This window comes from Flavobacterium sp. YJ01 (assembly GCF_029320955.1).
Taxonomy (GTDB): domain Bacteria; phylum Bacteroidota; class Bacteroidia; order Flavobacteriales; family Flavobacteriaceae; genus Flavobacterium.
On the sequence record NZ_CP119757.1, the window covers coordinates 555,372 to 570,329 of the forward strand.

General features: G+C 32.0%; 11 protein-coding genes. 1 reads left to right on the plus strand and 10 read right to left on the minus strand.

The features are described 5' to 3' along the window. Nucleotides 1-97: 97 nt before the first annotated feature. From P0R33_RS02515 to P0R33_RS02525, 3 genes are all read right to left on the minus strand, one after another. A complete protein-coding gene (locus P0R33_RS02515) occupies nucleotides 98-1,744 on the minus strand; it encodes a DUF6377 domain-containing protein (RefSeq protein ID WP_276174067.1) in 1,647 nt (548 codons plus the stop codon). A gap of 207 nt (nucleotides 1,745-1,951) precedes the next feature. Continuing rightward, nucleotides 1,952-4,216, minus strand: a complete 2,265-nt coding sequence (locus tag P0R33_RS02520; protein WP_276174068.1) for an acyl-CoA dehydrogenase — start codon at nucleotides 4,214-4,216, stop codon at nucleotides 1,952-1,954. 328 nt (nucleotides 4,217-4,544) lie between these two features. Then, nucleotides 4,545-5,459: an EamA family transporter gene (locus tag P0R33_RS02525; RefSeq protein WP_276174069.1), complete on the minus strand. Its 915-nt coding sequence runs from the start codon at nucleotides 5,457-5,459 to the stop codon at nucleotides 4,545-4,547. Between the two features lie 107 nt (nucleotides 5,460-5,566). Here P0R33_RS02525 and P0R33_RS02530 point away from each other — a divergent pair, with 107 nt between their 5' ends. Then, entirely contained in the window at nucleotides 5,567-6,988 is a 1,422-nt protein-coding gene (locus tag P0R33_RS02530; RefSeq protein WP_276174070.1) for a PLP-dependent aminotransferase family protein, read from the plus strand. Nucleotides 6,989-7,203: 215 nt separating this feature from the next. Here the strand turns inward: P0R33_RS02530 and P0R33_RS02535 are convergent, their stop codons facing one another. From P0R33_RS02535 to aspA, 7 genes are all read right to left on the minus strand, one after another. Beyond that, nucleotides 7,204-8,151 (minus strand): bestrophin family ion channel, encoded by a 948-nt coding sequence (locus tag P0R33_RS02535; RefSeq protein WP_343592115.1) that lies wholly within the window; start codon nucleotides 8,149-8,151, stop codon nucleotides 7,204-7,206. 189 nt (nucleotides 8,152-8,340) lie between these two features. After that, nucleotides 8,341-9,063 (minus strand): hypothetical protein, encoded by a 723-nt coding sequence (locus P0R33_RS02540; protein WP_276174072.1) that lies wholly within the window; start codon nucleotides 9,061-9,063, stop codon nucleotides 8,341-8,343. Nucleotides 9,064-9,146: 83 nt separating this feature from the next. Beyond that, nucleotides 9,147-10,529 (minus strand): HAMP domain-containing sensor histidine kinase, encoded by a 1,383-nt coding sequence (locus tag P0R33_RS02545; RefSeq protein ID WP_276174073.1) that lies wholly within the window; start codon nucleotides 10,527-10,529, stop codon nucleotides 9,147-9,149. Nucleotide 10,530: 1 nt separating this feature from the next. Next, nucleotides 10,531-11,205 carry a response regulator transcription factor gene (locus P0R33_RS02550; RefSeq protein ID WP_276174074.1) on the minus strand — a complete coding sequence of 225 codons (675 nt, stop codon included), beginning with the start codon at nucleotides 11,203-11,205 and terminating at the stop codon, nucleotides 10,531-10,533. A gap of 166 nt (nucleotides 11,206-11,371) precedes the next feature. Continuing rightward, nucleotides 11,372-11,989: an outer membrane beta-barrel protein gene (locus tag P0R33_RS02555; protein WP_276174075.1), complete on the minus strand. Its 618-nt coding sequence runs from the start codon at nucleotides 11,987-11,989 to the stop codon at nucleotides 11,372-11,374. Between the two features lie 101 nt (nucleotides 11,990-12,090). After that, nucleotides 12,091-13,365 carry a BamA/TamA family outer membrane protein gene (locus tag P0R33_RS02560; RefSeq protein WP_276174076.1) on the minus strand — a complete coding sequence of 425 codons (1,275 nt, stop codon included), beginning with the start codon at nucleotides 13,363-13,365 and terminating at the stop codon, nucleotides 12,091-12,093. 150 nt (nucleotides 13,366-13,515) lie between these two features. Then, nucleotides 13,516-14,925 (minus strand): aspartate ammonia-lyase, encoded by a 1,410-nt coding sequence (aspA, locus tag P0R33_RS02565; protein WP_276174077.1) that lies wholly within the window; start codon nucleotides 14,923-14,925, stop codon nucleotides 13,516-13,518. Between the last annotated feature and the right edge of the window lie 33 nt (nucleotides 14,926-14,958).

A 14,958-nucleotide genomic window follows, 5' to 3' on the forward strand; every position in this document is an offset into this window, starting at 1 on the left:
ATAGAAAAAAGTAGTGGTTTAAAAAAATAAAATACTGATTTACAAATATTTAAAATAAAAAAACTAACAAAAAAAGTAGTAGATTTAAAATAAATATTTATGATTTCAAAGACATTATACCGATTTTCATAACCATTTCTTCGAAGTCATTTCGCGAAACGGCTGCCTTATTTCGAGCTCTTGTTCGATAGTTATAAATTGTGCTTAAAGAGTAACGTAAAAATGCAGCTATCTTAACGCTATCTGTAATTCCTAATCTGATTAAAGCAAAAATTCGAAGTTCGGTATTTAATAATTCATTTTGTTTAAGCACAATTTGTTCTTCGGGAATTAATAAAGCATTAAAATCTTTAACGAATGTTGGATATAAATTCAGAAATATAATATCAAAATTCTTGTACAATTCTTCCAATTCATTATCAACCAAAGTTGTTGATTTTAGAATTTTGTAAATTTCGTCAAACTGTTTTGCGGTGGCTTTTTTATTTAAAATGATGCGGTAATTCTCCAGTTTATTGATATAAGTAGAACAAAGATTGAAAAAATGCGCAATATATTCTTCTTTAACTAAATTAGATTCAGACAATTGCAAATTACTTTCTTGAAGTTGGCTATTGGTTTCGGTTATATCTTTGTTTAATTCTGCTAGTTTCTGACTTGTTTCATAAAGTTCTGTTCGAATTCTCGAAACTTTCTTCATTTGTTTGTACACATAAATAATCGCAACCAGCAAAAACAAAGAAAGCAAACTAATGCAAAGCAGATAAATTTGCAATTCGCTTTTACGCTCTGCTTCACGTTCCTGATAAACGGTATTGATAATCGAATAAACTTCTGACATCAATAAAGTTCTAAACTGAACATTACAATAAAGCGCATCTTCAATAGCAGATTGCGTCAATTTATACGCCATATCTACATCTCCAATTTCATAAAAAACCAAAGCTAATTCTTGCAATGAAGCATTGTCTTTATTGGCATTTTTAATATCGGAAGTGGCAGAAAGCGCGTAATATTTTTTTCTCGATTCTAATTGATGTGTCGCTTCAGCAATTTTACCAAGCAAATAAGTGATCATTGCGTAGTTCGGACTTTCCTCTTTTGTTTTACTTAATAAAGAAAGTAATTGCTTTTCTGGTTCTTTATATTTTTTATGAATGAAAATATTCTGCTGAATTCTATTTATTTGATAATCTAAAGTATTCGGATTTAGAACTGCTAATAATGAATCACGATATTTTCCAATCTGTATTCTATATTGTCGATTATCGCTATTTGCAGCATAATGCTCAAAAAACTCTCGATACGAAATGTAATAGTTTGGAAGCAAAGAAGCCGACAGATTTTTTTTATTTATACTTTTTAAAATAGCTTCAGATTCACGATATTTTCCTGACGAAGAATAAAGCGTAACTAATTGTAATTGTGCTAAATTTAAAAGTTCTTTGTTTTGAAGTTGTTCTGCAATTCTTAAATTCTTTTTTACATATTGAATGGCAGAATCTGTATTTAACTTTTGATATTCAAGGTATAATGTTTTGTTGTAATTATACTCTTGCTCTTTTGTCAAATTCTCCGATTTTATTTTTTTGAAGTTGAAAATTCGTTCTTCTTTAATCTTTACATAATGCTGTTTATTTTTAATCGCTTCATTTAATTCTTTTAAAATAACATCTGTATTATCCAATGCAAAAACTGGAAAATTTATCAAAATAAGAATTAGAAACAAGTAATAATTTTTCAAGACGATTTAATATAAAGGAATTACAAATATAGCAAAGCGAAAATATAAAAAACGAATTATTTAAATGTGGTTAAAATGTACTAAAAATGGGTTGCGTTTAGATTTTGCTATAAATAAAAAAATCACAAACTCAATCCAGTTATAAACAAAATGATTTCAGTTTAAATTTATTAAACTGAAATCATCTATTATAGTTTTATTTCAAAATTAAAGATTTACTGCAATTGGTGCAGCTAAACAGCTTTCTGGAATATCAAATGCATTTACCAAAGCCACAGCGTCTGGACGAATGTCCCAACAAAGCTGATTGACAATTTTTCGAACTGCTTTCGTTTTTACTGCTTCCATATATCCGTCTTCTAAATACCAAGCTTTATTTTTTTCTATTTGAGAAAGTGCATACAATTGATTCAATTTTGTCAAAATGGCTTTAGATTGCAAATCTTCAACTTCTTTTATTGCAGTTTGAAATTGTTCTAAAACAATTCTTTCCAAATAAGCCTGAGCCACATCAATCATTTGATGCTGAACAACATTAAAAGCATCATACGCTTCTAAACCGCCATCGACCAATTTTTTAATACGTCTTGCTGCCGAAGCCAAAATTGTTTTTTCCCTATGAACGAAAGCCTGAAGATGAAATTCGCTATCTAATAAATGTTCGTCATCTGTTCTGCGTGTCGCTATTGGATTTTTCTCCGTAATTGCCGTTTTAGCGTTTTCGTAAACATAATTAATGATTCCTAAAGAACCCATTTCTCCAAACGATTTTCTAAATTCAGACAAACGATTTTTAGCCACCAATTGCATTAAAACCGTATTATCGCCTTCAAAAGTGGTATAAATTTCAGTGTCGTTTTTTAAGGCATCTATCCTATTTTCAGACAAATAACCTTTTCCTCCGCAAGCTTCACGACATTCTTGCAAAATATCTCTCGTGCTCCAAGTCGAATACGATTTCATTCCGGCCGCCAAAGCTTCGATTTCCTGCATTTCTGCTTCGGTTCTATTTAAAAATCTATTTGTAAGATATTGAAGGGCAAAATGAACCGCATAAGTTTTTGCCAAATGTGGCAATAATCTACGTTGATGCATTCTGTAGTTTAAAATCGGAACTTCAGATCCGCCTTCTGGTCCAAATTGCCTTCTTTGATCGCTGTAGCGAACAGCAATTGTCAATCCTGATTTTGCAGCCGCTAAAGCAGAACGCGGAATTCCGATTCTTCCTCCAACCAGAGTTCCTAACATTGTAAAAAATCGTCTGTTATCACTCGGAATCGGACTTTCAAATTCGCCTTTTTCATTTACAGAAGCAAAACGATCCAGCATATCGTCTTTCGGAATTATTACATTGTCGAAACTAATTGTTCCGTTATCAACCCCGTTTAGTCCCATTTTATGTCCGCAATCGCCAATGGTTACGCCTTTTGCAACATTTCCGTTGGAATCTCTTAACGGGACAACAAAAGCATTTACGCCATAATCATGTCCGTCGATAATTAGTTTTGCAAATACAGTTGCCATTTGTCCATGAACTGCTGCATTTCCGATATATTCTTTCTGAGCATTTTTATTTGGTGTATGAATCGTAAAAGTCTGATCATTATGATTGTAAGTTGCAGTAGTTTCTAAACCTTTTACATTAGATCCGTGATGTGTTTCGGTCATCGCAAAACAGCCTGGAAGTTTTAGTGAACCAATGTCTTTCAAATATTTAGCATAATGTTTTTCTGTTCCTAAAGATTGAACGCTCATTCCCCAAAGCCCAAACTGAACACCGAATTTTATTACCAAACTTAAATCGTGGTAACTCAGCGTTTCCATAATAGCAAAATAATCTTCTACGTTTCCTCCTCCACCGTATTCCTTCGGATAAGCCATACTTCCAAGATTTTCATCGGCTAAAATTTTACACCATTTGTAGACCGTTTCTCTGAAAACATTAATATCTGTAGAAGTTTCATAAGCAAATTCAGGTCTAGAAATAACCGATTTTACTTTTTCAATTATTGTTGCTTCTTTTCCGTCTAAAATTTTTGTGATTTTCTGAATGTCAAAACTTGCGTTTGTATGAGAATTTGCGGTAAAAGAACCCGTTTTTGTTTTGAAATTCTGAAGCGCTTCTTCGCCCAAAATTCCTAAATCATTTTCTAGTTTTTTAAAATCTGATTCTATTGGAGATAAATCTAAATCGTTGCCTGAAAGTGCTTTTGCAATATCAAAAATCGATTTTATAGAAGAAGTATCCTGAATACTTTTTTCAATATCCGATTTCCATTGTGTGAGTTCATTTCGCGAAGGCGGATTTGAAATATCAACTTTAGATAATAAATATCCTTTTTCTTCTTCTGATAAAACAGTTAGCGAATTGATGAAATTTTTTAAAGTAGAAAATTCTTTCTGTGTCAGTAAATCATCTGACCACACTAAATAAAATAAGGGTGTAAAAGCTTGAAGTTTGGATATTTTCATATAAATAGTATTCGGTTTTTAATAGTTTTTGCCACAGATTTCACAGATTAAAATGATTTTTTTTATTCGCCACGAATTCCACTAATTTTCACAAATTTTATTACCTATTCTAAAAACAATTTAATTCGTGAAAATTAGTGCAATTCGTGGCAACACTTTTTTGCACAAAGACTATAATCCTTTTAATCCGTGAAATCTGTGGCTAAATATTTTTTCTGTTTATAGCAAAAAAAAACAGGAATGAAAAATACTCATTCCTGTTTAAACATCCTGTTAAGATTCTGATAATTTTCGATTTTAAACCAATAAAAAATATGAAAACTAAGAATTAAGAACCCTTGGATATTGAGGTCAATTTTTGCTTTATGGCAAAAATATGATGTGAATTAAAAACTAACACTGCGGTAAAAATTATACCATAAGCGGTAATCTGCAAAAGCGATATTTTTTCATTAAAAACAAAAGCCGCTAATCCAAATGCAATCATCGGGTTGATGTTTAAAAGCATCCCAACTGTTGAAGAATTGATTCCAGAAAGTGCATATAAATTTAAAAACAACGGAATTATCGTAAACATAATTGCAATGGTCTCAATGCAGAGATAAAACTTAAATTCCGTTGGTACCGGTCCCCCAAAAACCGGATAAAAAGGTAACAAAAACAATGCTGCTAATGTTATATGAAAAGTCAATACAATAAATTTATCAAAACCTTTATTGGCGCGCTGGCTTACTAAATATGCTGCATACGTTAGACCAATAATGATACTAAAAAACATATCCATAATATCGCTGTATGAAAGAAGCAAACATCCTGAAATACTTAAACCTACAGAAAGCCATTGTGTTTTTAGAAGCTTTTCGTGCAAAATAAAATAAGCCAATAAAGTCGTCAGAATTGGACAAACGAGATAAGCCAGAGAAGCCGCTTTTACGCTAACATGATTGACTACATAAATAAATGTAAACCAATTTGCCATCAAAAATGCGCTTCCGCCAATATTCAATAAAATCGATTTTCTTTTTTCTGATTTTGATAAAGATTTAAAGATTTGAATGGTTTCTTTTATTTGTTTTCTTTTGAATATAAAAGCAATTAAAAGCATCAAAATACCACAGCTAAAAACTCGAAAAAACAAAATATCCAACGAAGGATATTCATGAATTGGTTTTAAAACCAAGCTGAAAAGTCCCCACGTTACAAAGGCTGAGATTGCTGCTATATAATATTTTGTTGTCTTCACAAAAATTGCTTTTGAATTTATTTTCTTTGATGAGGCAAATTTCTAAAAAATAAAACAGCAATACAGATACAGTTTTTGTAAATTGCAGCATAACAGTTTTTATTTTTATGAAAAATTCGAATTACTTATACCTTCAATTTGCTGACCGAATCGAGAAACAGATTAAATCGGGACTTTTAAATGTTGGCGACAAATTGCCTTCTATACGAGAAGTTTGTGCCGAAACAGGTTACAGCATGAGCACAGTAAGCAAAGCTTATTATGAAGTTGAAAGCCGTTCTTTGATTGAATCTCGCCCTCAATCAGGTTATTATGTAAGTAATATTTCTGCACGCGTAATTCCAGAACCTTCGGCAAGTACACCGATTTTGACTCTTGAAAATATTGATCGTGAAGACTTAGTTGATCTAGTTTATGGCGATATGCGCAAAAAAGATATTACGATGCTTTCTCTTGGTTTTCCGTCTAATGAATTACTTCCAATTGCAAAACTGAATAAAGGAATGGTTCAAGCGATGCGTCAATTACAAAACAGCGGAACGAGTTATGAGGAAATTGAAGGAAATAGTAATTTAAGAAAAGAAATTGCACGTTGGTCTTTTACTTGGGGCGGTTCTCTTACTGAAGATGATATTATAACCACGCCTGGCTGTATTTCGGCAATTTCAGATTGTCTATTAACGTTGACAAAACCTGGAGATACTATTATTACCGAAAGTCCGGTTTATTTTGGGATTTTGCAATTGGCCAGATCTTTGGGCTTGTACGTGATGGAACTTCCAACCAATATGACAACCGGAATTGAACTCGAAGCCGTTAAAAAAACACTTTCTACAAATAAAGTAAAAGCTTGTGTTTTGATGAGCAATTTCAGTAATCCGTCTGGAAGTATGCTACCAAATGAACATAAAAAAGAAATTGTTAGATTGATGGATTTCTACAATGTTCCGCTAATTGAAGATGATATTCATGGCGATTTGTACTTTGGCACAAGCCGACCAACAAATTGCAAAACTTATGATGAAAGCGGAATTGTTTTGTGCTGTAGTTCTGTATCTAAAACTTTAGCTCCTGGTTATCGCGTTGGTTGGGTTTCTCCAGGAAAATTTAAAAAAGAAGTCTTAAGAACTAAATTATATCATACCATTTCTAATTCTACAATTACGCATGAAGTAGTTGGAGATTTCTTGAAAAATGGTCGTTATGAAAACCATCTTAGAAAAATACGCCAGATTTTAAATCGAAATTGCACCAATTATATCAATACAGTTTTAGAATCTTTTCCTGCTGGAACAAAAGTAAGCCAGCCTCAAGGCGGATTTTTTCTTTGGGTAGAATTAGATAAAAAAATCGATACAGCGGCTTTTTATAATTTGGCGCTAAAACATAAAATTAGTATTGCACCGGGAAGGATTTTCTCCTTTCAAAATCAATTTTCAAATTGTATGCGATTGAGTTTTGGGCTTCCTTGGTCTAATGAATTGAGAATTGCTATTCAGACATTAGGGAGACTGGCGAAGCAGCTATAATTTTTTTTTTAACACATAGAGACATAGATTTCACTTTTTCGAAAAAGAACAAAGAAAGAAACTAGTTTCTCACATAGCTATGTGCATTCAAATAAGTGAAACGCCTTTTTTACATTCAAAAAACTATGTTTCTATGTGTTCAAATAATAAAAAAAAGCTGAACAGTGCAACTACTCACTGTCCAGCCAACAATTAAACATAACCAAAATGTTTATTTATAAGACAAAATAAGCGCCTTTTTCGACTTTCTTAGGCTCGTCTTTTGATTCAAATTCATTTAAAATGTCAAATTCACTTTGATATTCATTCAACATTTGTTTAATATTTCTTTCTATTGTGTTTGCAATAGTTGTAACTGGCGTATCGGTTGGTCGATTCTCAAACGGATCTTGCAAATGAATCGCCATTCTTTCGATTAAAAAGAAAGCGCCACCAATTGCTGTAATCAACGGAATTGCAAACCAGCTTAAAACACTTGTCAATCCGAAAGGCAAAAGCAAAATAAACAAACACAATGTTAATCTGATATACATGCTGTATGTTGTTGGAAAAATGGTGTTTTTAATTCTTTCACATTTTCCCATTTCATCGCATAATCTTGACAAAGTATTATCAATTTCTACTTGTTGGTAGACATTTATTCTCTTTTCATTTTTTGCATTTCGCAAATCTCTTGCGTGTAGCATTAAAATTGCATTCGGAACGTTTTGATGATTTTTTATATATTTAATTTCTTCCTCGCTCATCAAACCATTAAGAGGAGCAATTGCGTCTCTATTTCGAAGTGACTGACCTAAACTGTAACACCACGCAATTTGTCTTTTTGCAAAATTTTCCTTGAATTCGCTAGCTTCAACAGAAAAATCTGGATCTTCATAGAACGTTAAAACCTGACGAATTAAAGTTCTAGAATCGTTTACAACGGCTCCCCAAACAATTCTTGCTTCCCACCATCTGTCATAAGCTTGATTAGACTTAAAAGCCAATAGTAAGGATATTATGGTTCCAATCATGGTTGGAATGGCAATCGGGATATCTACAGGAAGATTGATGAAATAATGATGAAATATTTCAAATAGTACGGTATAAGCCAATACTAATGCAATTTCTACTTTAATTTTCCCGAGAACGTACTTCATTGGTATTCTTTTCTTTAACAACATATTTCCGGCATTTAAATTAAATTAATATTACAACTATCTAGTTATTAGCAATTAGTCCTTAGCTATTAGATTTTATAAATAATAACAATCTAGTTTTTACTATTCTTGCATTTGTAAAATGGGGGTTACTATACAATTAGTTAAACAGGAATCATTAGTACTCTTTAATTACTAAGGACTAATAACTTTTTAAACCATCTCTTCATACAATGAAAGCACAGGAAGTCCTAACTTTTCATTGACATTTTCTTTTTTAGATTTTTTAAATTTGATTTTTTCGCCTTTTCGAGTTTCTACCAACATATCAATATTGTGTTTAGAAATAGCTTCTGATAGAAATGGCGCAACACTTTCGTAGTTATCTTCAAAACTAGCGGTCTGGCTTACAATTTCGAAAGAGAAATTAGCGCTTAAAAATTCCTGAACATCTTTTACATGAATGTTTCGGCTTGAATTTTCTACGTAAAGCGCTTTATGAAGCACGTCTTTGTTAATTTCTGTGCTTAAATGAAGAATCGGACATTTTTGGTTTCCAGCCAATTGCACCAAATATTGGTGAATTTTCTTTGTTTCTTGTTTATAAGAATGAGTTAGAATTACCAATTTAACAGCAAACGCTTCGATAAGACGTTTAAAAATTGGTGCTGAAAGTCCGTATTGATTATGAACCTTTAGTTTGACATTTGGAGTATGATCAATAATATAACGACAGGTTTCTAGAACCTCTTCTTGACTTTTAGTAAGCCCAGATCTCATTTCTCTTAAAAAACTAGACGAAGAAAAAGTATCTGGCGCTTCTGAAACTAATGCTAAAATAATTTCCGATTCCGTATTTTTAGACTGATTCACAGCAGATTTTACAGCCAGAATTGTATCGTCTTTTAAAGTCGTAGGTATTAGAAAATTTTTCATAAGTACAATCTTTTAGTTTATACTTACAAAATAACTCTCAGAAAATTAGACGCTTATTAATCTAAAATTAGAATTTTCTAAAATTAAACATTAGATTTTTTAATATTCAATTTTTTAAAAATGATAGTTACAATTGTACCTTTATTTTGTTCAGACTGAACTTGCAGTTCTCCCTGATGCATTCTAATAATTTTAGAAGCAAGCGGCAATCCTAAACCGTAACCAATGTATTTGGTCGCTATTTTCCCTCTAAAGAAAGGTTCGTACAAATGCGGAATATCTTCAGGCGGAATTCCGATTCCGATATCGTTAATTGTAATTTTAATCATTTCGTCATTTGCCGAAAGATTTACAAAAACTTCATTATTATCAGAATATTTTACCCCGTTTGTAATGATATTATTGATTGCCAATTCTAATAATGGTTTATTACAAGGCAATAAAAGTAAATTAGAATCTTCTGGAGCAAAATTAAGCCTAACACTTACTCGGTTATCAGGATAAATTTTATCCAAATCCGATTTTACATCCAATAGTAATTCATCAATTCTGGCAATATCCGAAACTTGTTTTTGTCCGTCATAACCAGTTTGAGTTAGTTTAAGAAGACTTTCTGTTAGATTTCCTAATCTTGAAGCTTGGCTGTAGATATTTTCTAAAGATTCTACGTATTCTGCCACTTCACGTTCTTTGAGCAGCATAATTTCTGACTCGGCAATAATAGTCGTAATCGGCGTTTTTAATTCGTGAGAAGCATTATTAATAAAATTAGCTTGTATTTCGAAAGAAGTTTCCAATCGATCAAGCATATTATTAAAAGTGTTGGTCAAATCTGAAATTTCATCAGAATTTTTAACTTCTGGAAGTCTGTTATGAAGATTAGAAGCGCTTATTCTTTTTACTTCTTTGGTAATTCGCGCTACAGGATTAATGACACGTTTGGCTAAAAATCGTCCTAAAAGAAACGCCAGAATAACAAAACCGATTCCGCCAAAAAGCATAATTTTGACAATATATACAGTTGTGTCTTTTCCTTTGCGATCTCTCGCTCCGACAATTACCATATATTTTTGGTTATTTTCTTGAAAAATCTGACCTAAATAATATTTGTTATCCCTTTCAAAAGAATCTTTTCCTGTTTTTAATATATTGGTATAAAAAGTGTTAGGAAGATTTAAATTAGTATTGTAATCAAAACTGTTTTCACTATTAATTTTCAATACATATTCTTCTTCTTCAATTAATTCTTCAAGTCCATTTTTTTTAAGGTTTTTATAATACTTAATCTTTTCTGGATCTTTTTGAAAATGAATAGAAGAAACGATTTTAGCTCTATCATCTAAACGTTTTAGAAAGTGATAGCGGTTATTTTCTCTAAACAGAAAAAAAACAATGATACACAATAGAGACGTACTAAAGGTAGAAAGGGCAACGTAATTAAAGGTAATTTTTTTTCTAATATCCATTTTATGGCTTTATAACATAGCCCAAACCTTTCATTGTGTGAATTAATTTGGTACCGTAAGGCTTATCAATTTTTCTTCTTAAATAAGTAATATATACATCGACAACATTAGTATTCATATCAAAATTGATATCCCAAACATTATCCAAAATCTGATCTCTTGAAACAATTCTTCCTGTGTTTTTTGCTAAATAATACAGAAGTTTAAATTCTTTTGCAGTCAAAGTAATATTTTCTCCGCCTCTTTTTACAGATTTTGCTCGTCCGTTTATTTCTAAGTCAGCAATTATAATGGTATCTATTTTTTCTGTTTCCTGATGCGATCTTCTGTACAAAGCATTTACTCTTGCATCTAATTCTCCAAACTTAAATGGTTTAACCAAATAATCATCTGCACCAGCGTTTAGTCCTGTTACAATATTTTCTGAAGTTCCTAAAGCTGTTAAAAGCAAAATTGGAACAAAGTTTTTGCTTGCGCGAAGTCTTCTGCAGATTTCGATTCCGTTAATATCTGGAAGCATTACATCTAAGACGACAACATCAAAGGTATAGTTGTGAATCATCTCCAAGGCTGTTTTACCATCCATGGCAACGCTTACTTCATTATTATTTTCAGCAAATCCTTTTCGTAGTATCGATAATAGATTTGGTTCGTCTTCAACTATCAGTAATTTCATCTTAAGAAGTTTGTATATACAACAAAAATAAGCATTGAGTTTTAAAAATAGTACTTATTACGGATAGAAATTATGATTTATTATGAACAATTATGCCAAAACATAAAAAAAGCAGACCAAATAGCCTGCTCATCTTTATTTATTTATGTTTTAAAGCTGTAAATCCTTAATTTTTGAAATTAAAACTTAATACTGCTCCAAGACCAAATTGGTACGTTGAGATGTAATCATTAACTGCAACTGGTCCAACCCAATATGACCAATAATAACTTTCACCAACCGCCGCCGACATAGATTGTAAATAGGCATTAATATTTACTGACACTGTAGAAGCAGTTTTAATCTTTACCCCTCCTTTTATATCCCATGCAAAATAAGTTCCGCTACCGCCTTGAGGTGATTCAACTATACCAACTCCTGCACCAGCACCCAAATAAGGCAGAAGATTCGATCCTGTATCGAAATAATGAGTGAAGTCTAATAAAATGAAATTAAATGCGCCTTTATCGTTAGAATTTAATTGACTTCCGGAAGGATCATAAAATGGTATTTTTACATCTGATCTCAAATACTTTAATTCAACTGAATTATTTGTTGAAAAGAAATATTCAAATCCTGCTCCATATTGAAAACCATCTTCTATTGTTGCAGAATAACCGTCATAATCTAACTTATCTGAAAAATTGTAACCCCCATATAAATTAAGAGAAAATGACCTTGCATCTTGAGCCTGCATTCCTATCGCCGACAGAAATACAACTAATAATAAACTGTACTTTTTCATAAATTTTGTGTTTGAAAGTTAAATGGTATATCAAATTTAAGTTTTTTCTTCTAAAAATTAATATTCACACCACTTAATTTTCACACTATCAAACATTTACATTAAAAAACTTCACCTGCATTTAAGTAAAATCCTTTCGAATTATTTCCCCAAGAATAATCGGCAACTAAATTGGTTCTTGTTTTTTTATCAATTAAAATTCTAAATCCAACTCCTGCCGCTGGCTGAATTGAATGAAAAAGTCCTGTATTATTATCAGCATTACTTGCCGTTACAAAATTGGTAAAAACCGTTCCACTAAGCATTTGATTGCAGGTAATTGGAAATCTAAACTCGGTTGAAAGATATATGAGTCCATTTCCTCTAAATAAACCCTGCGTATAACCTTCTCCACTCCTGCTCCGCTGATCCCAACCAATGGCAGGAAGATTTAAATATGGAACTTCACCTCTGGTTATAAATTGTCCGTAAGCCCAAATACCCAAAATATAACGGTCATTTTTATGCGAAAGAGGTACAAAATGTCGATACTCCGCGTAAAGTACATTACTATATTTTTGATTGTTAAACAAAACTGGATTAAAACGATAATTGATGTTTGCAAACCAGCCTCGAGAAGAATTTACCTGATTATCACGAGAATCGTAAACCATATTCAAACTTACTCCCGTTAGAAAATATTCTAAATTATCAAAACCGTGCAACTGACTGTAATTGTAATGATAGGTTAAATTTCCGTTTTCAACATCAAGTTCTTTGTCTTGAATATCGGTGTACCAATCGATGTTTATACCGCCGCCAACATAAAAATTCTTTCTCATTTCAAAAGAAGCGGTTTGGTGAAATTTGAAATAATTGTAATCCATTGATTGCGCAATAGAATCAATGCTAAAACCATCAGAACGGTCTCTTCGTGGCGGAATAATATCGGTTCCAAGTCCATAATTGGGTTGCGAAAAAATATAAAATCGATAATCTCCACTAAGAAAAATTTTATTGTTTTTTAACAAGATATTATTCTTAACATTAATCATCCATTGCTTTTTTAGAGTATAAAGTATACCTAGATTGGCAACAGAATATTTATCGTTTTCTTGTTTTCCCTTGAAAGTATATTGCGCAACTGCACCAAAGAAAAAACCTGTGGCGGGCTGAGAACCAATTGCTGGAATTACAAGGAAAAAGTCATTTTTTGTAGGTTTAACTACGTAAGCAGAATCCTTTTTCTTAAAAAGCTCTAAAATAGTTTTTGGAGGACATTCATCTTGATTTTGCGATTCAAATTCACTTTGAGCATTAAGAAACAATGGAAGTATAAAAAGTAAAACTGTTACTTTTATAGCATGCTGAAAATTTTTGTTATTAGAGAATTTCATGCTCGTAAAGTTTTAATTTCTAAAAAATCAAGTTTTACTTCTTTAGTAAATATAATTCATTTTCAACACTTTACACAATATAATTATTAAAAGCACAAAAAAAACCATCAATTTCTTGACGGCTTGTTATTCTCTATTTTTAAGACAAAATTACTTTGTAATAAACTTTGGATGAATTAGATTTTCTAAAGAATAAATTTCATCCCATTTTTCCTGAGTGATTAACTTTCGTTCTAAAACAGCAATTTCATGCACGCTTTTCCCTGTTTTCAGAGCTTCGCCTGCTATGCTGGCACTTTCTTCGTAACCAATAATTGGATTTAATTGCGTTACAATTCCAATGCTATTCATCACCATATTGTAGCAATGGTCAACATTTGCTGTAATTCCGTTAATGCATTTATCGATTAAAGTCTGAATCGCATTTGAAAGATAATCTAACGATGTAAACATGGCAAAAGCAATAACAGGTTCCATAACGTTCAATTGCAATTGTCCCGCTTCTGCCGCCATTGTAACGGTTAAATCCTGACCAATTACATAAAAACAAGTTTGATTAACAACTTCTGGAATTACCGGATTTACTTTCCCTGGCATTATTGAAGAACCTGGCTGGCGCGCTGGAAGATTGATTTCATTTAATCCTGTTCTTGGCCCAGAACTTAATAAACGTAAATCGTTGCAAATTTTAGAAATTTTAACCGCCGAACGTTTTAAAGTGCCCATAATTTGAACGTAGGCTCCTGTATCAACCGTTGCTTCAATTAAATCTGGCGAAAGCGTTAAAGGAATTCCAACTTCTTCGGCTAAGTATTTTACGCAAATTTCAGGATAACCTTCTGGAGCATTTACTTTTGTTCCAATTGCGGTTGCGCCCATATTAATTTCTAATAATAATTCCTGTGCATTTTTCAAGCGTTGAATATCTTCTCCAATTGTGGTTGCATAGGCTTTAAATTCCTGTCCTAAAGTCATCGGAACAGCGTCTTGCAACTGTGTTCTTCCCATTTTTAAAACTTCTTTAAACTCCTCGCCTTTTTTAGCGAAAGCAACTTCCAAACCAGCAAAAGTTTTAATAAAGCTTTCCATTTTCAAATACAAAGCGATTCTAAATGCCGACGGATAAGCATCGTTTGTTGACTGAGAGCAGTTTACATGATTATTTGGATGAAGAAAATTGTATTCTCCTTTTTTGTGTCCAAGATATTCCAATCCGATATTTGCAATAACTTCATTTGCATTCATATTTACTGAAGTTCCCGCGCCGCCTTGAATTAAATCGCTCACAAATTCTTTATCAAATTTACCCGCAATTACCTGATCGCTTCCGTAACAGATCGCTTCGGCAATTTTTGGATCGATTGCATTACAATCTTTATTAGCCAAAGCTGCCGCTTTTTTTACATAACCTAAAGCTTTGATAAACAAAGGTTCTTTCGAAATCGGAATTCCTGTGATATTGAAATTTTCAACAGCTCTAAAAGTCTGGATTCCGTAGTATAAATGATTCGGAATTTCTAATTCTCCTAAAAAATCATGTTCCTTTCTTGTTGATTCCATATAATGAAATTGATAAATTTTGACTAAAAAATA